Origin of the sequence: Nonomuraea sp. NPDC003560, from assembly GCF_042878785.1 — a bacterium.
Classification (GTDB): domain Bacteria; phylum Actinomycetota; class Actinomycetes; order Streptosporangiales; family Streptosporangiaceae; genus Nonomuraea.
This window is the reverse complement of sequence record NZ_JBIAOF010000018.1, coordinates 69,446-93,119: the sequence shown is the minus strand read 5'-3', so window position 1 is coordinate 93,119 and position 23,674 is coordinate 69,446. Positions and strand designations below refer to the sequence as shown.

The window sequence follows — 23,674 nt, the reverse complement described above, 5'->3', positions numbered from 1 at the left end:
TTCAACGAATTGCATTCTCCGGCGGTTCCGTGTTTGTCGCCGCGTGGAAGAAGGGAATCAGCGGACGATCACGCCGGGGTGTGCGGCCTCGAAGGCGGCGAGTCCGTCGGCGGTGAGCCGGAGATGAAGGCCGCCGGCGACGTCCACCGTCAGGGGCTTGTCCTTGCCGTAGAACACCAGGGAGACGTCCAGCTCAAGGTAGGTGTTGTCGTGCTGCTCCTCCAGGAAGTTGCGTTCGACGATGTTGGCGTTCCGCGACGCGGCCTCGTCCGCCGTCTTCACGCTGCCGCCGACGCCGCCGAAGCCGAGGCCCCCGTCCTGCGCCCCGGCGGACCCGCCCGCGCGGGCCGCCACGCCCCGGCCCTGCTCCTGGCCGTGCCCGACCGTGCTCATGGTCTGGGCGTAGACACGCTGCTTGACCAGCGCGGTGGTGATCTCGCGGGCTCCGGTGACGTCGATGCCCACCCTGCCGATCCCGGGGATCTCGTACTCGTGCGCGAGCAACTGGTCCAGGTGGGCGCGCATGGTCCGTTCCTTGGTGGCCTCGGCGAGCGACATGCCGGCCGGGCGGGAGAGCTCGAACCCGTCGGGCCGGTCGGCCAGGGACGGGACCTCGCCCCGCAGCCTCGGCGGCACCGCGCTCAGCGGCGCCCATTCCTCGACCAGCGACGCGGCCGGGAACGCGACCTGGCTGACGTCCCCCCTCGGCACGCCCTCGCCCAGGGTGGCGGACATGCGGTTCGGCCCCGTCGCGTCCGCCCAGCGCGGATCCGCCGCGGCGACCGGCGTGCGCCCCGCGACCGGCGTGCCCTGCGGCACCTCCGTGGTGAGATGGCCCGGCACCAGGACGCCGACCTCGCCGTCCACGACCGCCCGGGACGTCTCGGTGACCCCGGCGTGCCGGTCGAACAGCCTTCCGGCGCCGTCGTGCCCGGTCATCTCGCCCACCTTGAGCAGCACGTTGCGGGCCACGTTCTGCACGGGCTCCAGGAGCGGGCGGACCGGGACGTGTTCGAGCGTGATCTCGTACCGGACCGGATGCCTGAACTCCTGCGGGGCCTCGCGCGTCTGGTAGCGGTTGATCGCCTTCGCGATCGTCCCCTCCCCGTCCACGGTGTGGGAGTCGCGGGAGTTCGCGAACCCCGCCTCGCCTCCCCTGAGCTCGCCGTCCGAGGACTCCATGTAACGCGCGATCGCCTCGGCGCCACGGTCCGTCCCCGCCTCGCGCACGCTCAGGTCGCCGCTCAGGCGCTCGTTGCGCAGCATCAGGCCGGTGTCAGGACGCTCACCGACGTGTACGCCGTCGCCGACCTCGGCCGTGACCCGGATGCCCACGCGTTCGGTGACCCGGCCGTTCTCGTCCGTGACGAACAACCAGGAGGACACGCCGTTCCCGCGCAGCTCGCCCAGTTTGGTGCCGAGCGCGTCCTGGCCGTAGTTGCCGCGCAGGTGCTCGGCCACCGGGTGGTTCGTGAGCTCCTGGCCGGGGAGGAGGAGGCCGTCGCGGCGCAGCAGCTCCACGATCTGCGGCAGCACGCCCTCCGCGTCGAGGTGCTGGACGTAGGCGGTGTTCAACGCCGCCTCGGGCGCCGCGTAGGCCCGCGTCGTGTCCCCGGCCGGCCTGACGGGCTCCACGGCCTGCGGGCCGTCGAGCCCGTGCCGGCGGGCCACCTCGTCGGGCAGCACGAGGTCCACGATGTCCTCCACCCGGACGTACGTGGTCGGGCCCTGCTCGACCGTTCCTCCGCTGGTCCTGCTGGGGGTGACCTCCAGGACCAGGTCCGCGCGGTACCAGTGGGAGGTGCTGCCGTCGGAGTAGGTGACCCGCGAGACGTCGCTGCTGCCCAGGTAGGAGCTCTCCACGGCACTGCGCTTGGCGGCGCCGTGCACCCCCGCTCGCGCCACGACCTTGCGCTCGGTCCCGCCGGCTTCCCCGGCTCCGTGCGCGGCCCCCGCGGCCTCGCCGTCGCTCAGGGTGACGCGCAGGCCGGTCCTGGCGTGGCCGCCGACCGCACGCCTGCCGCGTTCGCCGTCCAGCGCCCTGGAGTTGCTGCTGGAGTAGCTCTCGTGCTCCACCCCGCTCTCCGACTTGACGTGCCGCACCTCGGCCACGTGGGCCTTGACGTGCAGGTCGTGCCGCGTTCCCGCCCGGTCCGACACGGTGTAGTGCAGGCCGTCGGGATGAGACGTGATCATGGTCTCCAGGTTGATCACGTCGGTGGCGGTCTCGAACACCGGCGGCACGTCCAGCCGCTCCGCGGCCGCCGGCAGTCCCGCCCACCGGTTGTAGGCCTCGGCCAGCGTCGAGGGAAGGTCGGGCATGGCCCCCATCCGGACGATGGCCGACAACTCGTCGGCACTGGGCCGCCACAGGTCGGCGGGCCGCTCGGTGGTCGACTCGACCCGTCCCAGATGCGCGACGTCCTGCGCGAGCACCGGCCGCTGCGGCAGGTGGACGTCCGGCACCAGGATCTCCGCCCTGCTGCCGCGCACCTCCCACGAGGTGTTCAGCGTCTCCGTGCCGTCCCGCGAGATCCTCATCCTGACGTCGAAGGACAGATCCCGCGTGATCGTGAAGCCGCCGCTGGTCTCCGTGCGGTCGTACCTCGTGTGGCCCGAGGAGAAGCCGGTGCTGTCCGACTTCGTGCCGCTCCCGCTGAGCGACAGGTTGACCGGGTCGATCTTGAGCCGTTCCGTCACGTCGAGGCGCGCGACCCCACGCACCTCCGCACGGCCGGTGCGGGAGCTCTCCCGCTGGCTGGTGTCGGTGCGCGAGGTGATCCGGCGTTCGTTGACCGTCAGGTCGGACGCGCCGACCTCGTGCCGCCGGCCCAGCGTGCCCTCGGCCAGGATCTCGATGGTGTAGCCGCCGATCGTCCTGTCGTACCTGATGCCGTGGAGGGCGTGCGTCAGGTCGGCCTCCAGCGCCACGGCGCCGAAGCGGCTCTCCAGGTCCCGCACGACCTGCCGTCTGATCTCCGGCGGGAGGTCGGGCAGCGCCCGGTCGACGGCCTGGCGGAGCTCCGCGCTGAGCAGCGTCTCCCCATGGACCCGGACGCCGCTGCCGAGCCCCGTGCCCCGACCGGCGGCGAGCGTCTCCGGCTCCAGGACGTGCGGGTCGTAGCCGCGGTTGGGGTGCTCGCCCCTGGCCGGGTACTCGCCGACCGGTTCGGTCAGCGCGAACTCCGTCCCCACGTCGTCGATCTCCCGGTGGAGGTCGGCGAGCTTGCGCTGGATGTCGTTGAACTCGCCCAGCGGACGCAGATCGTGCCCGAAGACGTCCTGCTCCATCCGGGACGCGTCGCGCGTCGGGACGATCAGCTCGGCGTTCACCTCCACCTCGAAGGCGCCGAGCGTTTCGGTCTCGACCTGCAGCCGCATCCGGGCGTCGTACATGGTGACGTCACCGAGCCTGGTCAGGACGGTGTGGTTGCCGTGCGCCCGGTTGGTGGAGGTGACGTGGTCCGTCCCGTAGCCGACCCCGCCGACGGCCCGCGCGACGACCTCCGCGTGCTCGCCCAGCGGCAACCCGATCTTGCCGCCCGCGTGGACGCCGACGCTCGCGCCCTGCCGGTGCGAGGTGCCCTCGCTCTCGCGCCGCCCCAGGTCGTCCCGGAACATCGTCTCGACCGGCGCGCGCCCGCCTCCGTCGATCGGCTCGACCCGCGTGATCTCGCCGCTGATCCGGACGGAGTCCTCCTCCGACCGCAGCAGCGACGTCTTGTACCGGATCGCCTCGGAGGAGACCCCGCTCGACAACATCGACTGGCTGCGGTTCTTCATCCCCTGCTCGCTGAGCAGCGTGGAGGTGAGATGGTCAGTGATCTTGACCACCTCGCCCGCGGGCAGCCCCGCCGCCAGCCCCCGGCGCTGCACCTCCAGCACGAGAGGCGTGACGTCCAGCCCGGTGATGGCGATCCCGTGGTCACGGAACTTGTGCCCCGCCCCCTCCGGCACCTCGTGGCGGGGGAGCGGCGACGGGTGGTCGGTGCTCAGCAGCGGCCCTTCCCGGGTGAACTGCTTGGGGAAGGGGATGGTCAGCGAGAGGTCCGGCACCGCCGCGGTCTGCGTGACCCGCTCGCCGTCGCGGTAGACGTCGAGGACGATGTCCGCGGCGAAGTAGTCATGGGCGGGGGAGATGGCCTTGTGCCCGCTGATGACCTCCACGCCGTTCGTGTGGGTCGTCCGGGCCGTGCTGGTGACGCCCGAACGGGGCAGGGCGTTCGCCTCGGCCTCGTCCGGCGAGTGGTAGAGCCCCTTCATCAGCCCCGCGGTCCGATCCAGCGAGGAGCCCCGCGAGGACTTGCCCTCCACGCCGTCCCCGCCGAAGGCGACCGGCTTCTCCGGGGGCAGACTCGGCTGTTCCACGTGCGTGAACTCGTTCGGCCGGAGCTTGAGGTAGATCACCTTGTCGCCGACGCCGAGCGCCACGCCCCTTTGGAGGTGGTTGGTCCAGACCTCGCGGTCGCTGCTGGCGAGCGCCTCCGCCAGCCAGAGGCGGATCACGGCTCGTTCCCGCGGGACGATCCCCGTGATCCCGGCGGTCATGGCGTGCGCCGCCGCCCTCGGGTCCACCGGCACCCTGACGTCGTGCACGGCCGTCTCGCCCAGGGCTCCCATCTCGACGACGCGAGGCGGATGGATCTCCGGCTTCGGCAGCCCCGGGTCGGCGGACGCCAGCTGGGACGTCAGGCCCTGGAGCACCTCCGACGGCAGGTCGGGGCTGTGCCAGGCGGGGGACTCGATGGTCCGCTGGTTGTGGTTCACCGCCGCCAGGAGCGTGTCGGCGCCGCTCTTGGGCCCGTGCCCGTTCCCGCCGTCCGGTCCGGACAGCGGATGTCCGGACGAAGAGGACGAGTGGGGCGCGGACGGGCCGTCGGCGCCGTGCGGCAGGGGCGAGGCCAGGTGTTGGCCGTCCGCGCCGAGCGCGCTGGACGTGATGCCCTTGGCCAGCAGGTCCCAGCTGAAGTTGCCCTGGGCCAGCATGGAGCCGGCCGTCGTGATGCCGCCGGTCACGGCGAACTGCGCGGCCTGGCCGTACAACGACGAGTGCGCCGCCGCCAGCAGCTTCTCGGCCGTGGACATCTCGGCCCTGGTCAGCCCGGCCCGCAGCGTGGGCGTGGCCAGACGGCTCAGCCCGCCCGAGGCCACCCCCATGAGCCCGCCCATGACGCCGCCGCTCACCGCCGAGATCACGAGCTGCCGGACATCGATGTCGTCCCTGCGGCCCTGCAACATCTGGGTGCCCTGGATGCCCAGGTCCATGCCGGCCACGATCCCGGCGAACAGCAGGATGTTGCGCCGGCACTGCCGGGCGATCTGCCCGACCGTCAGCCGGGCGAGCTGCAACCGCGGTGGAATGAGCGCCAGACTCGCCCCGCCGGTGGCCAGGGCCGCGGCCAGCAGATACCCCAGCTGCATGATCAGCAGCCAGACGGTGACCTCGATCATGTACTTGGCGTACTGGATCTGCACGCCCACGCCGTTGAGCGCCACCGCGGCGTCCACCAGCCGCTTGACCGCGAGGGCGACCTGACCGCCCGCCACCTTGTCGACGTGGGCGGCGAAGGCGAGATGGGCCTCCCCGTCCCAGTCCTTGCCGATCCTGCGCGCGCTGCCCGGCAGGTCGGCGCGGGTGCCCTCGACGATCCGGTGCGCGGCGATCACGCACGCGTCGGCCAGCCGGAAGCAGCCGGTCTCGTCACCCTCCGGCCAGTCCATGCCGACCACCCAGCCGACGTACGGCTTGGCGAAGTCGGGCACCAGGAACCCGTCGAACCCCATGGACGATCAGGTCCACGTGACGGCGGGAGGGGGTTCCGCCGTCTTGTAGTTGCGGGCGTTCGCGTTCAGCCCCAGGGCGACGTTCTCAAGCTCGTCGATGTACGCCGTCAGGGCGTCGAAGATGCCGCGTTCCATCTCGGGCAGCTTCTTGGCCAGCTCCGCGCCGTACTCGTCGTCGCCGAGCGTGTTCCGGTCCCGGTTGAAGGCCGCGCGGAGGTCGGCGCGCACCTGCTCCACGTTCCCCGCGACCAGCTCGTACGTCCTGGCCTCCCGGTACAGCGCCTCCCGCTGCACGTAGTAGCCGCTCACGGGGCCGGCTCCACGGGGCCGGGGAAGAACGCGTCGAGCGTGGCCCGCTCCCCGAAGACGTCCTCGTAGGGCAGGCCGTCCGGCATGAGGGGGTCCAGCAGTTGCCTGCTCTGCTCGGAGACCGCGGCGGTGGCCGCGTTGGCCTGCTGCATGATGGCGTCGGCCAGTTGGCTGGGGGACAGGTTGCGAAAGGCCCGGGGGTTCAGCTCGATGCCGCGCAACTGACCGTGGCGGCCGACGGTCACGGTCACCATCCCGTCCGCCGACCGTGCCGTGTGCTCCAGGGCGGAGAGCTCGCCGAACGCTTCGCGTACGCGGGCCACCTGCTGGTTGATCTCGCCCGCGAGCGCACTGACCTCCGCCTCGAACGCGTCCGCCACAGAAGCACCTTTCACCCGCCTAATACCGCAAGGCATCATACGACACCCTTTTTTACCCGATTAGGGGTGTCCGGATCGTTTACCTTCTGTTAACAAAAGTGTCACGGGGTGTCTGAGTAACGTCCGCCGTGCCGTACAAAGCCGGGCATTCGTCCCTGGAGCCCGCCTTCTTTACCGGCGTCCGGACAATGGCTCGACGCTCGGACAATGGCCCCGGCGCCGGGCCTGGGCCTGCGGTGCGGCGGCCGCCCTCCTCCCTCCGGCCGGAGACAGGTCCTCCCGGTGGCCGCGGAGGATCACTCTCCGGGAGGAGTGCGGATCGCCCGCCCCGTCCCACAATCGGCAGTACGGCACCGGAGATCATCGGGGCATCCGGTGGCCGCCGCAGATGCAGGACCCGCACCTCGCGTACGCCGCGACCTCACCGCAGGAGTCCATGTGACCCGTCTTCGTCCCGCACTCACCGCCGCGTTGCTGGCCGCGGCCTTCATGGGGGCAATGTCCCTGCCGGCCCAGGCCACCGAAGGCCAGTCGTGCAACACCGGCCCGAACGGCCCGGCGTGCCACTCGCCCGGCTGGGGAACCAAGTGACAGCAAGAGCGACCACCGGCGTCTGATCAAGAAGGCTCCGCCGCCACGGGGCTGCTTCTACGGACGAGCCAACGCCCGCAGAAGCAGCCCGAATCACCGTGGCCCGCCATTTCGAGACAGCGACAAATCCCGCCTCTGCCGCAGACGAGAAATGGATGTCAATGGCCTGTTCCACATGGGCCGGCGCCGTGATCACATCACGCTGACCGCCGTCTTCGGCTGACGGCCCGTACCCGCGTGGCCTTCAACGTGTGGCAGCCTGAAAAGATGGCGATTGTATGGTCGCGAGAGGAAATCGTCGAAGCGGTCAGGACCTACCTGCTCCGGTCCGGCGCGATAACAGACGGATTCTCCGCCGCCGAGGTCGTCGCGGAGCCGGACAACCTGTTGGTGACCTTCCGCTGGCGGCGTGATCCGAACGTCTACGCCGTCGAGGTCCGGTTTCCGACCGCACCCATAAGTCCGTGGACCGGCCTACCGGTGACCTCGGCGGACGAGTGGGCCGCGGACGCCCTGTCCAGCCTCGCGGAGGAACTCGCGACCGGCTTGGTGAGCCGCAGCCGCCGGAAGGTCCGCGACGGCTACGTCGTACTGGACGCCCGCAACGCCCCGGACGTCTGTCCCCCCGGCTTCCACCTCAGCCCGGTCCCCCTCGTCGGCGCGCCGTCCCTCCCACGGCGGCTGCGCCGGCGCGGGACGTACGTCACCTGGGGATCTTCAGAGGAACTGGTCCCCCTGCCCGCGTCCGAGACCGGGACCTGGCTGGCCGAGGCGGGCATGGACGTGCGCGTTCCCCACCGGCTGATCGCCGAGGACAGGCTCGCCTGCTGGCTGCAGGCGTACGTGAACAACGACAGCGGGCACCCTGACGTCGGCCATGCGGTGGCCTCCTGGGAGGACACGCGGCACACCATCGCACGTCTCGACCTGGTCCACATCCAACCCGGCGTCCCGACGGAGGTACGCGGCGCGCTGGCGCGTCTCGCGGTCCGCATGGTGACCGAGGACGGCGCTCTCCACGTGGTCACCGCGATCGACCTTCCCGAACTCCACGAACTAGGCTTCCGCCCCACGACCGCGGGCGAGCTCACGTTCGACACCATCGGCCTTGCACCCGGCACGGCCCACTGAAGGACGGGCAGAAACTCGGTCGTCCGCGCCGCACAGAAGAGGGTCGAGAAGTACAGGCCAGACAGAATGTGGAGTGGTAGGGCGCCCGGGGCTCGAACCCGGAACCTACGGATTAAAAGTCCGCAGCTCTGCCAATTGAGCTAACGCCCCTCGCACGAGCAAGGGTACAGAGATTACCGCCCCGCCCGCGACGCATCCATCACCGGTAAGCGGGCAGCCCCGTCAGAGCCTCCCCCAGCACCAGTGTGTGAATCTCCTGGGTCCCCTCGTACGTCAGCACAGACTCCAGATTGTTCATGTGCCTGATCACAGGGTACTCCAGGGTGATCCCGTTTCCCCCCAGGACGGAACGGGCCTGCCGGGCGATGTCCAGGGCGGCCCGTACGTTGGCCAGCTTGCCGAAGCTGATCTGCCGGGGCTCCAGGCGTCCCTCGTCCTTCAGGGCGCCCAGGTGCAGCGCCGTGAGCTGGGCCTGGGCGGCGCCGACGTACATCCAGGCCAGTTTCTCCTGGGTGAGCTGGAACGCGCCGATCGGCTTGTCGAACTGGACGCGGGTCTTCGCGTAGTCGACCGCCGACTCCAGGCAGGCGCGGGCGGCCCCGACGACCCCCCAGAGGATGCCGAAGCGGGCCTCGGACAGGCACGACAGCGGCCCCTTGAGTCCGGTGACGCCGGGCAGCACGGCGGAGGCGGGCAGGCGGACGTCGTCGAAGTACAGGGACGAGGTGACCGAGGCCCTCAGGGACAGCTTCTTGTGGATCTCAGGGGCGGAGAAGCCCGGCGTGGAGGTGGGGACGACGAAGCCGCGGACGCCCTCGTCCGTCTGCGCCCACACCACGGCGACGTCGGCGATCGAGCCGTTGGTGATCCACATCTTGGAGCCGTTGAGCACCCAGTCGGAGCCGTCCCGCTTGGCGTACGTGCGCATGTTGGCGGGGTCGGACCCGTGGTCCGGCTCGGTCAGGCCGAAGCAGCCGATCGCCGTGCCGGCCGCCATGCGCGGGAGCCATTCCTCCTTCTGCTCGTCGGAGCCGTACCGCCAGATGGGGAACATCGCCAGCGAGCCCTGCACCGACACGAACGAGCGCAGGCCCGAGTCGCCCGCCTCCAGCTCGCGGCAGGCCACGCCGTAGGAGGTCGCGTCGGTGCCGGCGCACCCGTACCCCTCCAGGTGCATGCCCAGCAGGCCGAGCGAGCCGAGCTCCGGCGCGAGCTCGCGCGCCGGGAAGACGGCCTCCTCGAACCAGTCGCCCACGTGCGGAAGGACGCGGTCGGAGACGAAGGACCTGACCGTGTCGCGGATCAGCCGCTGGTCGCCGTTGAGGCGGTCGTCGAGGCGCAGCAGATCGTCCATGGCGGGTCCTCTCCTCGCGTAAGGGGTTACCAGGGTTCTACCAGGGACAATCCTGATGTGCTAACACCGGCCCCAGGGGCAGTCTTGAGACATGAACGAATACAGCGAGCACAACGTCAAGAAGCTCCGTCGCACCAACAAGGGCCGGATGATCGCGGGCGTCTGCTCGGGCATCGGTGAGTACGTCGGCATCGACCCGAACCTGATCAGGGTCGGCCTCGCCATCGCCACCCTGTTCGGCGGGGCCGGCGTCGGTCTGTACGCGATCGGCTGGCTCCTGCTGCCGGACGAGGAGCGGGACACCTCGATCGTCCAGGACCTGATCAGCAAGCAGCAGCAGCAGCGGAACGCCACCGACTGGACCGGCGAGCACAAGCCGCAGCAGTGATCAGGCCGGCGCCTGGGCGGGCAGCTCCTGGGCATCACGGTCGTCCCGGGACTCGGTCCACATCAGGGCGAGCACGGCCGCCGCGATCACTCCGGTGATGCCGGAGAGCGCGACCACCAGCTCTGGACCGAGTCTCTCCGCCGCGAACCCGCCGACCAGGATCCCGATCCCCTGCACGGCCATCAACCCCGACTGCACCAGCCCGAACGCCTGGCCGCGCCGCTCCGGCGGCACGTTCTGGACGAAGGCCGCGTTCGCCGCGAGCTGGTACGCCCCACCGATCCCCGACAGAACCCACGCGGCCAGCACCACCGCGAGCGGCGGCCGGAGCGCCGTCACGGCCAGGGGCGCGCAGCTCAGCATGGCCATCCACCCCATCAGCCGCAGCCGCCGCGCCGGGGTCACGAACCTGCTGAACAGGAACGCGCCCACCACCGTGCCCGTCGGCATCGCGGCCATCAGCAGACCGGTGATCACGGGCACCGGCAACGACCCCGTGGCGAGTTCGGCGGCATAGGGCACGGCGATGCCCTCAGGAAGGATGTAGAAGCCGCACAACCACGCGAACAGGACAAGCGTTCGCAGCCTGCGCGAGCCGAAGACGAGCTGGGCTCCCGCCCTGGTCATCGCCCACATGGACGGCTTCGCTCCGTCCTGGCGGGCGGCCGGCCGCGGGCGTACCCCGGAGACCAGGATCAGGGCCGAGGCGAGGAACGTGGCCGCGTCGAGCGCGAGCGCCCGGTAGGGGCCCAGGGTGGCGATCATCGCTCCGCCCGCGGCGAAACCCAGCATCTGCACGGCCTGGTTCGTCATGTTCTGCAACGCCGAGCCGACGACGTACCGGTCGCCTTCGAGCACCTCGGGCAGCAGCGCCGCGCGCGCCGCCGAGAACGGGGCGCTGAGCAGCACCACGAAGAACACCAGCACGCACAACGCCCAGAACGGCATCACCGGCAGCGCCATCACGCCGACCAGCACCGCCCGGACGACGTCGCAGGTCATCATGACGCCCCGGCGCGCGAACCGGTCGGCCAGCCCCGCCAGCAGCGGCCCCCCGACGATCGACGGAAGGTACGTCAGCGCGTAGACGGCCGCGGTGGCCAGGGGCGACCCGGTGCGGGAGTAGACGAGGACGGCGAGCGCCACCTGGGCGAGCTGGTCACCGAGGAGGGAGAGGCCCTGGCCGTACCAGAGTGCCCGGAACTCCCGGATGGCGATGACCTCGCCGTAGGTGGCCTGGTCTGTCTCGGCACGGCGATGCCGTCCCGGCGGCCTACCTGCCTGCATGGCCCCCATTGGACTCCGCTGCGCCTGACTCACCGTGTTCGCTATGTGACCTAAGGTGCCCGATCATGAGGCAAGGCGCAACCCAAAGAAGTCAACGAGCTGCAAAGGGTCACCAGCCCAGTTCGTGAAGTCTGTCATCACTGATCCCGAAATGGTGTCCCACCTCATGGACAACGGTGATGCGCACCTCGTTAACGACTTCCTCTTCTGTCTTGCATATCTGACATATGGGATTGCGGTAGATCTCGATCCGGTCGGGCAGGACACCTGAGTACCAGTCGCCGCGCTCCGTGAGGGGGACACCGGTGTACAGGCCGAGCAGGTGGGGCTCTGGCGGATCATCGACGACCGTGACGACGACGTTGCTCATGACGCGGGTGAGCTCGGCGGGGATCGTGTCCAAAGCCTCGGCCACGAGTTCCTCGAACTTCTCCCGCGAAACCTCGATCACGCATGCCATTCTGCCCTGTCGGTCAGGTATGCAAGAAACTGTATGAAGTTCGTTGACAGGTCGAAAGCAGTCATTCGGTCACGCGCAACGAGGGCCGTGGCGGTGCTCCTGGTGGCCGCCGCCGGCGCCTGGCTGGGCATCTTCCTGAGCGGCACCGTGCACGCCCAGGTCGGCCCCGTCGAGACGGGCATGTCGCTCAGACCCGCCTGGAACGGCGAGACGGTCGTCGACGCCAGCCCCCTCGGCACGCTGACCTTCCGAACCCACGACGCCCCGCTCAGGCTCCGCATCACCCTGGAGAACATCGACCAGGAGCGCGCCAAGGCGCTCATCGAGGACCCCAAACTGGCCGACCGCCTGCCGGGCCTCATCGAGAGCGACCTCCTGGACGGTGTGCGCGCCCTGGCGATCCGCAGCATGCTCTGTGCCGGGGCGGGGGCGCTGATCGCCGTCCTGATGGTCTACAGGCGGCCCAGGACGGCTCTGGTGGGGCTTCTGGCGGCCTCTGTGGGGCTTGCGGCCACCGGGGCGCTGGCCGCCCTCACGTTCCGTCCCAGCTCGCTCGTGGAGCCGCGCTACTCGGGGCTGGTCGCCGCGGCGCCGTCGCTGGTGGGCAGCGCGGAGTCGATCGTGACGAAGTTCGAGTCGTACCGGTCGCAGCTCACCAAGCTCGTCACGAACGTCTCGAAGCTGTACGACACCGTCTCGACCCTGCCGCTGTACGACGCCGACCCCAATTCCATCCGCGTCCTGCACGTCTCGGACATCCACATCAACCCCATCGCCTGGAACGTCATCCGCTCGCTCAAGGACCAGTTCGCCGTCGACATGATCATCGACACCGGTGACATCTCCGACCACGGGACCAAACCGGAGAACAAGTTCGTCGACGAGATCAGCCGCCTCGGCGTGCCGTACGTGTACGTACGGGGCAACCACGACTCGATGATCACCCAGCGGGCCGTCGAGAGGCAGAAGAACGCCGTGGTCCTGGACGACAGGGTGGAGAAGGTCGCCGGCCTGCGCATCTACGGCCTGGGCGACCCACGGTTCACCCCCGACAAGTCGGTGGCCGTCGACTCCGACCCGGACGCGCTCAAACAGTTCGCCCGCTCGCACCTGCCCAAGGTGGACAAGGCGGATCTGGTGGCCGTCCACGACCCCGTCGTCGGCCGCGGCTTCAGCGGGGCCGCGCCCATGATCCTGGCCGGTCACACGCATGACCGGTCGACGTCCATGCTGCCGTCCGGCACCCGCATGCTCGTCCAGGGCTCGACCGGCGGCGCCGGCCTGCGGGCGCTCGAACACGCCCAGCCCACGCCCGTACAGGCCTCGGTCCTGTACTTCGACCGGGAGACACGCCGCCTGCGTGCCTGGGACGACATCACGCTGGGCGGCCTGGGGGAGCAGTCGGTGTACATCCAGCGTCACGTGGAGGCCGACCCACAACGTATGATTTCTCCGGAGCCAACGAACGCCCCGTCTCCAACGGGAACGGTCACTGGCACCGCGTCACCGACCGCCGGTCAGCCGCTTTGGCATCAAGGGCAATCGTCCCCTATGCTTCAGAGGTCTCCGACGGAAGGCGACAGGGAATCCTGAGCCCCCATCGTCTAGCGGCCTAGGACACCGCCCTTTCAAGGCGGCGGCACGGGTTCGAATCCCGTTGGGGGCACTTGCGAGCGCCTGGCGCACCGCGAACCGGCTGGTCGAAAGGCCACCGGAAAGCTGGTAAGCTAAGCGAGCGCAAACAGAAAGAAACGCAACAAAAGCAAGGTCCTGTAGAGCAGTTTGGAGTGCTCGCCACCCTGTCAAGGTGGAGGTCGCGGGTTCAAGTCCCGTCAGGACCGCTCTGGGTCAGGTAGCTCAGTTGGTACGAGCGTCCGCCTGAAAAGCGGAAGGTCGGCAGTTCGACCCTGCCCCTGACCACCAGCTTTGAACATCAAGAAAGCCCTGAGCGGATCACCGTTCGGGGCTTTTTGGTATTCCCTGGCAGCAAGTCTCGGATCCATGCGTGAGGATCGGGCCCGTGGATATCAGTCAGCCGAAGTTCCTGCTGATCGACGGAGATGGGCACGTACTCGGAACATGTCTGGATGCCGAGGGTGTCTTCGTCGAGCCGGTCGAGGGCGATGGACCGGTGACGGTCGAGATTCTGGGATGCCTTTCTTCTCGGCGGTTACGTGACTACCTGGATGGGTCCAAGCGGTACCGCCTGAGAAATCCTCTTAGGCTGGAAGGGCTTCGGATGCTCGACGTGGCAGGGCAGCCTCTTGCGGACTTCTGGGTGAGCGAGATCATCGAGTGGCGGCCCTCACGGCTGGGCCCGGAACGGGCGGACATCATCGCCGAGTGGGGCTACGACAGCCCGCAGGCCAGCACACGGCATATCTGGGAACGCTGGCGGACGGCCCGGCCTGACCAGATCAACCAGTGGGCGGTGTATGACCCTGAGGGCAGGCGGGAATGGCTGACGATTGTCGGCCGCAGCAGGTTCCGGCAGACGGGTCCAGTGGATCGTCCGGCAGGACGTGTCTATTACCTCGATGGATTTCACGTCACTGATGTGACCTCCTTCTACCTCGCAGTCGGAGAAGCCATCAACGGGCCCGGGGGCTATTTCGGCTGGAATCTCGATGCGCTGAATGACTGCCTGTGCGGGGGGTTCGGGGCGATGACACCGTTCACCTTGGTCTGGAGCGACTCCCAGGTTGCGCGACGGGCTCTGTCGACGCTCATGGAGCAGGTGGACCATGCTCCGGCCTCTTTCGACACCATTCAGACGATCTTCGCGGAGCGCGATGTGCGTGTCGTGTTGGGGTGAGCGTCAGCCGCACACATGTCGGCTCTCAGGACCCGTGCGACGGATCCCCCTAGATGATCTATGGGCCTCCTGGGACTGAGAATACTGTTGCTTTCAGATGGGGATGATCGTGACGGACGACGAGGTGGAGTCGCTCACCACCGCGTGGCGAACTCGGTGGGGCAGCAGCCCGATCGCCCATCAGCTTCGCGGCCGGCATACCGACCGCTGCGTACGCTTCGACAGCCTTCCCGAGTCCAAGCGGTACGCCGACACCGAAGACGAGTACGAGATCATCCTCGATCGTCACCACCGGGTGCTCGCCGAGCTCCAGGCGGAGGAAGACTTCTATGTGATCGCCGTCTGCTTCAAGGACGAGGAGGGGAGAATCTCGCCCGATCCGCGTCATCCGGGCGCCGCCCCATGGCTGGCGATCGAGCCTGGCGACGACTCCCCATACGACGTCGCAGCCAGGCTCTATGCCAGCATGGCCTCCTTCGTCCGGCAGGCTTTGGATCCGCTCTTGCGAGGCGTGGCCGACGGGAGATCTCCGACGTGATCGTCGCTCCCTTGGATCTCCGGTGGCTCTATCACCCCTACGACGGTGGAGCCGATGTCATTGCCTCCACCGCCCATGACCGTGACGTCTTGAAGAAGCCCAACGCGGACTGGCTGTCCACGCACCCGGCCGGACTGTAGAGGCAAGCCGCGGTCGCAATCACGACCCTCCAAGCACCTCGGCACGCTGATGTGATCTCCTGCCAGCGCTGGGGCTTACAACTCCGCGCGTACGGTCACTTTCGCTCGTGGTGCGTGGAAGGCCAGGTACAGCGTGAAGGTGTGCAGGGTGAACAGGTCGGCGCCGTCCCAGTCAAAGAGTTCGACCTGTCCGGGTGGAGAATCGGGGTGGGCGGTCACGCAGTCATGGCCCTCTTGGTCCTCTTGCCATTCGACGAGGCGGACGTCCTCGAACCGGAAAACCACGACGGGCGTCTTCGACAGTTCCGGTGGAGTCCACCGCGCAGCGTAGACAAACTCCAGTTCCAGCACTGGTGGCCTGCCGGGCTGGTAGGTCAGGCGTCTGAATTGCGTGTCGTGCAGGTAGACGTGGGCGGAGTCCTCGGTCCAGAACTCGTACAGTCCTCCGTTGGCGGTGACGCCACGGTGCTTGTCCTCGGTCACGCCGACGAACTCAGTCACTGACATGAGGACATGGTCCCGCCCAACTGCACGATCCTGGGAATCCTGACCGGCTTGTGACAGAACGTCCCCGCACGCGAAGGCCGGCAGTTCGAGCCTGCCCCTGACCATCGGCTTGCCGTTGTAGAACCCCGTGAGGAGCCGTTCTGCGGGGGCCTCCGGATCTCATGAGGGAATCCTGCGAACTTCCTCGCCGACCACGAGGCCCGGCTCACCGGCGCCGTCACGGACCTGCCGAGCGTGGGCGACCTCGCCCTGACCGCTGACGGCACCCGTCTCTACGCGACACTGCGGGGTTCGAACCAGGTCGCCGAGATCGACACCGGGTCTCTCACCGTCATCCGCAGGATTCCCCTGAACGCGTATCCCTGTCCGTCGCACCTCGCCCTGCTGGGCACACGGCTCTACGTCGGCTACGGCTGCGGCGGCGACTGGAAGGCCGGCGTGGTCGGCTTCGACGTGTCGGCGGCGGAGCCGGAGTTCGCCACCCTGTCGCTGGAACTGGACGCGGCGCCGCTGGTGGCCGCCGCAGGGCAGAAGCTCGTGGTGGGCGAGACCGTGATCAGTCCCAGCGACATCTTCGTCTACGACTTGACCGACACCGGCCCGACCATGCGCGGCATCATCAACGGCAACACGCACCGCCTGTCCAACCTCCAGGACATCTCCATCACGGCGGACGGTTCCACGGTGTTCTCGGCCTTCGGCGCGCCGTACCGGTTCGACGCTTGGGACACCACCGGCCTGACCCTCGTCCGCAGCTACGGGGAGGGCTCCTGAGCGGGTATCCGACGGCGGTCACGGCCAGCGCGGACGGACGTCACGTGATCGGCGGACGCACGTCTGGAACACCCGTCGTGATGTACGGCAGGGCCGGTGGTGAGCAGACCTTCGCGTACGAGAACCTCGGCTCCGGCCTGGTCGCCGGCAGCCTGGTCTATTCCGGTGGAACCGTCTTCGGCGTGCTGCGCGACCTGTCCGGCCGGCTTCACCTCGTACGTCTGCCCGACGTCACCCTTCCCGCGTCGACCATCACGTTGACGGCGCCCGCCACGGGAACCGCACTCAAGCCGCTCACCCTGTCCGGCAAGCTCACTCTGTCGGACGGATCGGCGCCCGGCGAGCAGCCGCTGACGCTGATCCGCTGGACGTCGGACGGCGCCCGGACCCCCGTCGAGGGTGTGAAGACCGCCGCGGACGGGACGTACTCGGTGGACGACATCCCGCCGATCGGCGGCCAGATCAGGTACGACGTGCTCTGGAACGGCACCGCGGACCACCGGTAGAGCAGGGCGTGGCGAAACGTCAGGGTGTCCAAGGTCTCGAGCCTGATCGACCTCCCTCCTTCGGCCGCGGCGACCGCTCTCGAACCGCTCACCTTGTCAGGCAAGCTCGCCCTGGCCAACGGGGCCGACCCGGGCGAGCAGCCGCTGGTGGCGATCCGGCTCATGTCGAACGGCACGTCCGAGTACCTTCCCGCGGTGACGACCGGCGCGGACGGCACCTTCACGATCATCGACATCCCGCCGATCGGCGGGAACACCCAGTACGACGTGCGCTGGAGCGGCAACCTCACCTACGAGGCGGCGACGGGCCTGAAGACCATCGCGGTGGCCAAGCGCCAGACCGCGCTCACCCTGTCCGGGCCCGGGACGGGCAACGCCGGCAAGCAGCTCGAGCTCAGCGGTGCGCTGGACGGCGGCGGCCGGCTGCCCGCGGCCGGTACCGCGATCACGGTGACCCGTACGGTCTCCAACCGCAACGGCACCTCCACGACCTCGCTGCCATCGTTGACCCTGTCGGCCGACGGGACGTTCGGCTTCGCCGACACGCCCCCACGGGCGGTGACTACACCTACACCGTCAAATATGCCGGGGACAGCGTGTTCCTGGCCGCGCAGGACACGCATGCGGTCACGGTGCGAGGCCAGACCGGTTGATCAGCGCCATTGGGCGACCTGGGCGGACAGGTCATCGACTCCGCCCGGGCCGCCTTCTGGTTCCCGCATTTCCCGACGTCGCCTTCGGCAGCAGGAGCAGCGGCCTTGTCCCTGCGGCAGGGCTGTGGAGCTGTGGGGCTGGGTGGTCAGGTCAGTTCGTAGATGAGGAGGGTGCCGTCCACGCGCCGGGCCAGAGTCCATAGTCGGGTGCTGTTCGGTTCTGGGACGATGTCCACGATTCCCGCCCATCCCCCTCCGGCGGGCAGCGTCGATTTGGTCAGGCGGCCGCCGCGGAAGTTGAGCACGTACGACTGCGCGTCGGCGGGGTTGGCGGCGCCCCACACGCCGCCGACCCGGTCCGCACGGACGGCAGGCAGCCAGGCATCGGCCAACGGCAGGTTCAGCCACCTCCACGCGGTGCCGTCCCAACGCACGATCATGCCGCGGCCGGGCACTTCGCAGGGCCCGGACCGCTCGAAGGCGCCCTGCGTCACCAGCCACACGTCGTCGTGGGCGCGGGCCGCCATGCCGTAGAAGCCGCCGGCGGGGGAAGGGGGGCAGCCGGGCGCGGGAGGCAGGGGAGCGGTGACCCATCCGGAGCCGTTCCGCCGGATCGCCGTCGTCGCTCCCGGGGGATGGATCAGTGCCCATGTCTCGTCCCCGTCGGGGGCGGCGACGAGCGAGATCTGGTCCAGGTCGCCGTACGGGCTCGGCTTGGGGACCGGTTTCCACGAGTGGCCGTCCCAATGGCTGAGTCCGGATCCGGAGTAGTCGTCCGGGCCGCCGTGTTCGGAGATCCAGACGTCGTCCCTGGCTCCGACGGCGACGGATCCACGCTCGTACTTGCTGGTCCACGGGCGGGGCACCCACTGGCCGCCGGTCAGCTGGAACGGGCGGTCCCCGGAGAACATCCACAGGTCGTCCCCTGAGGGGGAGGCGGCGAACCGCGCGTTGTAGGCGCTGACGCCCTTCGGTGGCACGGTGGTCCGCCAGGAGGCGCCGTCCCAGCGGAGCATCGTCGAGCTGATCTGCTGCCGGCCGTGCTGGAGGAGGGCCCAGGCCTGTCCCTGTCCGGTGGCGCCTATCGTGCCGGTCCATCCCCGCACGGCGTACGTGAGCCGCCACGTGGCGACCCGCGTCGCCTGCACGTCCGCGCCGCAGACCGCGAGCAGGAGGACGAGGGCCGTCGCGAATCTCACGGAGGATCACGCTATATCGCACGAAGGGCATCACGGGGGCCGGCTGACTCCGGGGAACGGCTGGGGACTACACCTGTAAAGCGGACAGGTCGGCAAGGCGCCCGGGGAGGCCCCCCATGTCCACCTGCACGGTGTTCGCCACGGAGGCCGCCGCCGTGGCGGCGCCGGGGCTCAGGGCACTCCACGGGCCATGGTCGCGCCCCAGGTCAACACGATCGTTCCGAGCGTCAACGCCGATGTGGCAACCGTCGGACGACGGTGTGATGGACGACTCACGGCACCGCTTGATCAGAAGCAGATGATCAAATCGCGCACGAGCATGGTGCCATCCGGCATTTGTCGATCCCGCTGTCGCAAGGGTCGCCAGGTGCTTGTCCGGCTTCCTGGCGTGCTGCGGCGAGGTGGCTTCAGCGACCGTCTGGCAGATGCATGGTGGTGGGTGTTCGTGGAGGGGCTTCGCCGGGGGATCAGGGCTGGAAGAGGGTGTTGAGTTCGGTGAAGTCCAGGGAGTCGGTCAGGGCTTCGAAGGTGCCGGTGGTGAGGAGTTCGGCGGCGGCTTTGCGGGCGGCGGTGTAGGCGGTCTGGGCGAGGGCGGTGCCGAGGCTGATTCGGCGTACGCCGGCCTGGGTGAGTTCGGCGACGGTGGGGCCGCCGGCGACGGCCATCGCGTTGACCGGGAGCGGGGACTCGGCGCAGAGGCTGGCCAGCGCGTCGAGGTCGAGGAGGCCGGGGACGAAGATGCCGTCGGCGCCGGCCTCGGCGTACGCGGCCGTGCGCTTGAGCACTTCGTCCAGGCGGCCGGCGGAGGGGCCGATGGCGAAGAGGAAGACGTCGGTGCGGGCGTTGACGAAGAGTTCGGGGAGACCCGCTGCGGCCGCCGCCTCCCGGGCGGCGTGCAGTCTGGCGGTCTGGTCGGCGAGGTCGAACAGCGGGCCGCCGACGGCCTGGGAGTCCTCCAGGTTGACGCCCACCGCGCCCGCTCCGGCCACGGCTCGGACGGTGTGCGCGACGTCCTCGGGGGCGGGGCCGTAGCCGCCCTCGATGTCGACCGTCACGGGGAGGTCCACGGTGTGCACGATGCGCCGGGCGGCGTGCAGCGTCTCGTCGCGGGTGAGGTGCTGGCCGTCGCCGCGGCCGAGGGACCAGGAGACGCCGCCGCTGGTCGTGGCGATGGCTGTGGCGCCGGCTGCGGCGATCACGGCGGCGCTGGCGGCGTCCCAGGCGTTGGGGAGGATCAGTACGGAGTCGGCGTGGAGCTTTCTGAACAGATCAGCCTTTTTCGTCGTCGCCGCATCGGTGGAGGGGAAGTTGTCCACAGACATGTGGGTGACCGCCTTCGGGGTGTTCGGAATCCGGCACCATGGCTCGGTGGGCGCCTGGTCCGGGATGTTGCCGGGCCGCGAGGTAGGCGTCCATTGATTAAGCTCTGACCGAATCGTGGACCCGCGGGAGGCGGCATGAAGGCGCGGCTGGCCTTTTCGGTGAACGATCTGGCCGAGACCCGGTTCGCCGTCTCGGCCATGTGGGAGGTCGTCACGAGTTGCCGGGCGCTGGCCGGGGCCACGGTGCCCGATCCTCATCGTGGGTGGGCCGGGCAGGTGCGTCCCCGGCTCACGGCGGCGGGGCTCGATCGTGGCTGGCTGGCCGACATGGTGGCGCCCGTCGGCCATTTCCCCGACTTCCTCAATCCGACGACCGCGTCCCACGAGTTGCCCGACGAGCTGGCGGCCATCGAGGCCACCGACCCCGAGCAGGTACGGCGCGACCTCGACCTCTTGTCCGCCGAGCGGGACGGCCGATTGCCGCCCCGGTTGCGGAACCTGCACCGCAACCCCCGGGCGTGCCTGCCCAAGGTCGTCGCGGAGATCGAGACCTACTGGGAGCTCGCGATCGCGCCCTACTGGGCGCGCATCCGGTCGGTGCTGGACGCGGACGTCTTCCACCGGGGCCGCCAGGTGGCCGAGCACGGCACGGCGCGCACGCTCGACCAGCTCCACCACACCGTGCGCTGGGACAGCGGCGGCCTCCGGCTGGCGCAGCGGCACTGTGCGATCACCAGGATCGAGACCGGTGCGGGGCTGCTTCTCGTGCCGTCGGTCTTCGCGTGGCCGCGGGTGCTGACGCGGTCCGTCGCGTCCGAGCCGCCTCAGCTCGCCTACCCGGCGCGTGGCATCGGCGCGTTGTGGGAGTCGCGCAGGCATGCGCCCATGGACGCGCTCGCCGCCGTGATCGGCCGTTCCCGGGCGTTGATCCTGGCCGAGCTCGACTCGCCGGTCTCGACCACCGAGCTCGCCGAGCGGTCGGGGATGTCCGCGGCGGGGGTGTCGCAGCATCTCACCGCGCTGCGGGCCGCCGGGCTGACCAGCACGCATCGGGCGGGCCGCACGGTGTTCTACGCCCGCACGGGCCTCGCCGACGCCCTGCTCACGGCTCAGGTGTGAATCGGGGGCCTTATGAGGGGGGCTCTGGTGGGGTTGGGGCGGCTGGTCGTCGCATCGGCGGCTGTTCCCTGCCTTGGCGGCTCTTCGCTGCATTGGCGGGGCTGCGTCCGGGCCGGGCCGGGCCTGGTCAGCCGGGGGTGTGCGGTGCGGCCGCGGCGGCGCTGATCTTTTTTGTCTCGATCATCCTGACTATTGTGATCCCCACTGTTCGGGGGGAAGGCGGGCGATGGACGAGGGTGGGGCCGAGGCGTTCCTGGGCAGCCGGTACGTGCTGCTCGACGAGATCGGCGCCGGGGCGATGGGGACCGTCTGGCGGGCGCGGCACCGGGAGACCGGCGAGATCGTGGCGGTCAAGCTGTTGCGCAGCAACCTCGCCGGCGACCAGGACCTGGTGCTGCGGTTCGTGCAGGAACGCAATGTGCTGCGCACCCTTCGCCATCCCCACATCGTCACGATGCGCGACTTCGTCATCGAGGGGGAGCGGCTCGCGCTGGTGATGGACCTCGTCGAGGGCGGGGATCTGCGCGGCCTGCTCCAGCAATACGGCACGCTGCCGCCGGCCATGGCCGCCGAGCTCATGGCCCAGGTCGCCGAGGCGCTGGCGGCGGCGCACGCGACGGGCGTCGTCCACCGGGACGTCAAGCCGGGGAACGTGCTGATCGACGGGCCCACGGGGCAGGTGCGGCTGACGGACTTCGGGGTCGCCCGGATCGTTCTCGGGCCGGGGCTGACGCAGACCACGTCGATCATCGGCACGCCCACGTATCTGTCGCCCGAGGTGGCCGACGGCGGCACCCCCACGCCGGCGGTGGACGTCTACGCGGCCGGGCTGATCCTCTACGAGCTGCTGGCCGGGCGTCCGCCGTTCGTAGGCGAGCATCCGATGGCCCTGCTCCGGCAGCATGCGATGGCCATGCCGCGGCGGTTGCCCGGGATGCCCGACGCCCTGTGGTCGATGATCGCGGCCTGCACGGCGAAGGATCCGGCGGCGCGTCCGGCGGCCGGGCAGGTGGCGGTGGCGCTGCGGGAGGCGGCGCCGGTGGTGGCGGGGCTGGCCGCCTTGCCGCGGGTGGGCAGGGCCGACGCCCCGTCCGCGACGTCAGAGCCGATTCCGGGACCGCCGTCTGGGCCGCTCCCGGGGTCGGTGCCTGCGCCGCTCCCGGGGTCGCCGCCGGGGCCGCCTTCGGGGTCGGTGCCGGGGCCGCTTCCGGGGCCGCCGCCGGGGTTGCTTTCGGGGTCGGTGCCGGGGTCGCCGCCCGGTTCCTCGTCGGCCGCCGCCGCTGGGCCGTCCGGTGAGCCCGTTCGGGGTCCTGGCTCGCGGGCGGCCTCTGGGGATGTCGCAGGGGGCGGGGTGGCCTCGGGTGTCGGCGGTGGGGACGGCACGGTTCCTTCCGCCGGGCGGAGTGCCGCCCAGTCCGGCATGGTTGCTTCCGCCGGACGGGCCGCCGCCGCCCAGGCGGGCACGGCGGCTGCGCGGCCGCCCGGACGGTCCCGCCGGCGGCTGGTCGTCATCGCGAGCACCACGACGGCGGTGGCGCTGACCGCGGCGGCCGTGGCCGTCATGGCCCCATGGCGGACGCCGGGTGCGGGGGCCGTGAACGACGCGTCCGGGCTCTCGGCGTCCAGGTCGGCCGACGTGGCCGGCCCACCGACGCCCGTCGAGTCCGGGACGGCGAAGGAGAGCCCCGTTCCGTCGGAGGCGGACGAGGAGACGTCCGGCATCGCGGACGAACCGCTCAAGTCGTCGGCGAAGAAGACGCCGAAGGAGCCGGTCCGCACGCCGGGCACGGCCGTCCCGAAACGGACGCCGGGCGCGACGACGGACCCCACGGGTACCGCCGACCCCCGCCGGACGTCGGCCGGCCGGAAGACGGAGGCCCCGCACACCGTGGACCCCGGGACCGACGGTGACGGCGCCCCGCCGCGCAACTCCCAGCCGGACTGGAAATGCCGCTCGTGGATCACCGCGGGCGACGGTTCGGGCGTGGAGATGTCGCCCTGCATGGCCATGGTGGGCGACGTCTTCTACCTGATGGGACGCATCCGAGGGGCGAGCTCGGTCCGCTCGGACGTGCACGTCCAGCTCTACAACACCGACGCGGACCGTAACGTCTCCCAGCCCTTCACCTGCTCCGGGGTGTCCCCGCGGAACGACGGCGAGGTCGCCACCTGCGGGCCGTTCACCACCACCGCGCCGGCCATCCAGGCCAAGCACGACGTGCGGCAGCGCTGGCGGCGGACGGGGACGGCGGCGTTCGGCGGCGGCGCGGAGAGCCCCTGGATGTTGTGGTGACAACCAGGCCGGAGGGCGCGGAGAGCTCCTGGGAGTTGTGGTGACAAGCAGGCCGGAGGGCGCGGAGAGCTCCTGGATGTTGTGGTGACAACCAGGCCGGAACCGAAGCTCTTCCCAGCGCACC

At 70.0% G+C, this 23,674-nt stretch carries 20 protein-coding genes and 4 tRNA genes; 14 read left to right on the top strand and 10 right to left on the bottom strand.

The window, feature by feature from the left end; genetic code table 11:
• Window positions 1-57: 57 nt before the first annotated feature.
• Genes ACFYUV_RS46960 through ACFYUV_RS46950 form a run of 3 tightly spaced genes read right to left on the bottom strand, consistent with a single transcriptional unit; the run spans window position 58 to window position 6,473 of the window.
• Entirely contained in the window at window positions 58-5,784 is a 5,727-nt protein-coding gene (locus ACFYUV_RS46960) for a hypothetical protein (protein WP_387681593.1), read from the bottom strand.
• Window positions 5,785-5,790: 6 nt separating this feature from the next.
• Window positions 5,791-6,093, bottom strand: coding sequence for a hypothetical protein (locus ACFYUV_RS46955; protein WP_387681591.1), 303 nt, complete (start codon window positions 6,091-6,093; stop codon window positions 5,791-5,793).
• Window positions 6,090-6,473: a YbaB/EbfC family nucleoid-associated protein gene (locus tag ACFYUV_RS46950; protein ID WP_387681588.1), complete on the bottom strand. Its 384-nt coding sequence runs from the start codon at window positions 6,471-6,473 to the stop codon at window positions 6,090-6,092. The genes ACFYUV_RS46955 and ACFYUV_RS46950 overlap by 4 nt, the downstream gene beginning before the upstream one ends.
• A 438-nt stretch (window positions 6,474-6,911) precedes the next feature.
• Here ACFYUV_RS46950 and ACFYUV_RS46945 point away from each other — a divergent pair, with 438 nt between their 5' ends.
• Window positions 6,912-7,064, top strand: coding sequence for a hypothetical protein (locus ACFYUV_RS46945; RefSeq protein ID WP_352360905.1), 153 nt, complete (start codon window positions 6,912-6,914; stop codon window positions 7,062-7,064).
• Window positions 7,065-7,331: 267 nt separating this feature from the next.
• Complete coding sequence (locus ACFYUV_RS46940) at window positions 7,332-8,195, top strand: hypothetical protein (RefSeq protein WP_387681585.1); 864 nt, start codon at window positions 7,332-7,334, stop codon at window positions 8,193-8,195.
• A gap of 74 nt (window positions 8,196-8,269) precedes the next feature.
• Here the strand turns inward: ACFYUV_RS46940 and ACFYUV_RS46935 are convergent.
• Both ACFYUV_RS46935 and ACFYUV_RS46930 read right to left on the bottom strand, forming a co-directional pair.
• A tRNA-Lys gene (locus ACFYUV_RS46935) sits at window positions 8,270-8,345 on the bottom strand.
• A 49-nt stretch (window positions 8,346-8,394) separates the two neighbouring features.
• Window positions 8,395-9,549, bottom strand: a complete 1,155-nt coding sequence (locus ACFYUV_RS46930) for an acyl-CoA dehydrogenase family protein (RefSeq protein WP_352360961.1) — start codon at window positions 9,547-9,549, stop codon at window positions 8,395-8,397.
• 91 nt (window positions 9,550-9,640) lie between these two features.
• Here ACFYUV_RS46930 and ACFYUV_RS46925 point away from each other — a divergent pair, with 91 nt between their 5' ends.
• On the top strand, window positions 9,641-9,937 hold the full coding sequence (locus tag ACFYUV_RS46925) for a PspC domain-containing protein (RefSeq protein ID WP_387681582.1): 297 nt from the start codon (window positions 9,641-9,643) through the stop codon (window positions 9,935-9,937).
• On the opposite strand, the gene ACFYUV_RS46920 is transcribed toward ACFYUV_RS46925, so the two are convergent.
• The gene (locus ACFYUV_RS46920; protein WP_358296775.1) at window positions 9,938-11,224 is read right to left on the bottom strand and encodes an MFS transporter; all 1,287 of its coding nucleotides are present in this window, start codon (window positions 11,222-11,224) and stop codon (window positions 9,938-9,940) included.
• A 109-nt stretch (window positions 11,225-11,333) separates the two neighbouring features.
• A complete protein-coding gene (locus ACFYUV_RS46915; RefSeq protein ID WP_387681579.1) occupies window positions 11,334-11,684 on the bottom strand; it encodes a metallopeptidase family protein in 351 nt (116 codons plus the stop codon).
• 87 nt (window positions 11,685-11,771) lie between these two features.
• Here ACFYUV_RS46915 and ACFYUV_RS46910 point away from each other — a divergent pair, with 87 nt between their 5' ends.
• The 6 genes from ACFYUV_RS46910 (at window position 11,772) to ACFYUV_RS46885 (ending at window position 15,037) form a co-directional block, all read left to right on the top strand.
• The gene (locus ACFYUV_RS46910) at window positions 11,772-13,277 is read left to right on the top strand and encodes a metallophosphoesterase (RefSeq protein ID WP_387681576.1); all 1,506 of its coding nucleotides are present in this window, start codon (window positions 11,772-11,774) and stop codon (window positions 13,275-13,277) included.
• A tRNA-Glu gene (locus ACFYUV_RS46905) sits at window positions 13,278-13,350 on the top strand. It begins immediately after the preceding gene.
• Window positions 13,351-13,450: 100 nt separating this feature from the next.
• Window positions 13,451-13,525 (top strand) — tRNA-Asp (locus ACFYUV_RS46900).
• 5 nt (window positions 13,526-13,530) lie between these two features.
• Window positions 13,531-13,607 (top strand) — tRNA-Phe (locus ACFYUV_RS46895).
• A gap of 97 nt (window positions 13,608-13,704) precedes the next feature.
• The gene (locus ACFYUV_RS46890; protein ID WP_387681574.1) at window positions 13,705-14,499 is read left to right on the top strand and encodes a barstar family protein; all 795 of its coding nucleotides are present in this window, start codon (window positions 13,705-13,707) and stop codon (window positions 14,497-14,499) included.
• 97 nt (window positions 14,500-14,596) lie between these two features.
• Window positions 14,597-15,037 carry a hypothetical protein gene (locus ACFYUV_RS46885; protein WP_387681571.1) on the top strand — a complete coding sequence of 147 codons (441 nt, stop codon included), beginning with the start codon at window positions 14,597-14,599 and terminating at the stop codon, window positions 15,035-15,037.
• A 215-nt stretch (window positions 15,038-15,252) separates the two neighbouring features.
• Here the strand turns inward: ACFYUV_RS46885 and ACFYUV_RS46880 are convergent, their stop codons facing one another.
• Entirely contained in the window at window positions 15,253-15,684 is a 432-nt protein-coding gene (locus ACFYUV_RS46880; protein ID WP_387681567.1) for a hypothetical protein, read from the bottom strand.
• A gap of 234 nt (window positions 15,685-15,918) precedes the next feature.
• On the opposite strand from ACFYUV_RS46880, the gene ACFYUV_RS46875 reads away from it, so the two are divergent.
• The 3 genes from ACFYUV_RS46875 to ACFYUV_RS46865 are packed head-to-tail and all read left to right on the top strand — an operon-like array spanning window position 15,919 to window position 17,783.
• Window positions 15,919-16,458, top strand: coding sequence for a YncE family protein (locus tag ACFYUV_RS46875; RefSeq protein WP_387681564.1), 540 nt, complete (start codon window positions 15,919-15,921; stop codon window positions 16,456-16,458).
• A gap of 44 nt (window positions 16,459-16,502) precedes the next feature.
• Entirely contained in the window at window positions 16,503-16,964 is a 462-nt protein-coding gene (locus ACFYUV_RS46870; protein WP_387681561.1) for a hypothetical protein, read from the top strand.
• Between the two features lie 24 nt (window positions 16,965-16,988).
• Window positions 16,989-17,783: a hypothetical protein gene (locus ACFYUV_RS46865; protein ID WP_387681558.1), complete on the top strand. Its 795-nt coding sequence runs from the start codon at window positions 16,989-16,991 to the stop codon at window positions 17,781-17,783.
• Here ACFYUV_RS46865 and ACFYUV_RS46860 read toward each other — a convergent pair.
• Window positions 17,764-18,816, bottom strand: a complete 1,053-nt coding sequence (locus tag ACFYUV_RS46860; protein WP_387681556.1) for a hypothetical protein — start codon at window positions 18,814-18,816, stop codon at window positions 17,764-17,766. The genes ACFYUV_RS46865 and ACFYUV_RS46860 overlap by 20 nt on opposite strands.
• Window positions 18,817-19,283: 467 nt before the next feature.
• Window positions 19,284-20,138: an isocitrate lyase/phosphoenolpyruvate mutase family protein gene (locus ACFYUV_RS46855; protein WP_387681553.1), complete on the bottom strand. Its 855-nt coding sequence runs from the start codon at window positions 20,136-20,138 to the stop codon at window positions 19,284-19,286.
• Between the two features lie 135 nt (window positions 20,139-20,273).
• On the opposite strand from ACFYUV_RS46855, the gene ACFYUV_RS46850 reads away from it, so the two are divergent.
• Together ACFYUV_RS46850 and ACFYUV_RS46845 are read left to right on the top strand one after the other, a co-directional pair.
• Window positions 20,274-21,257, top strand: a complete 984-nt coding sequence (locus tag ACFYUV_RS46850; RefSeq protein ID WP_387681550.1) for a DUF5937 family protein — start codon at window positions 20,274-20,276, stop codon at window positions 21,255-21,257.
• A gap of 226 nt (window positions 21,258-21,483) precedes the next feature.
• The gene (locus ACFYUV_RS46845) at window positions 21,484-23,550 is read left to right on the top strand and encodes a serine/threonine-protein kinase (RefSeq protein WP_387681547.1); all 2,067 of its coding nucleotides are present in this window, start codon (window positions 21,484-21,486) and stop codon (window positions 23,548-23,550) included.
• Window positions 23,551-23,674: the final 124 nt, after the last annotated feature.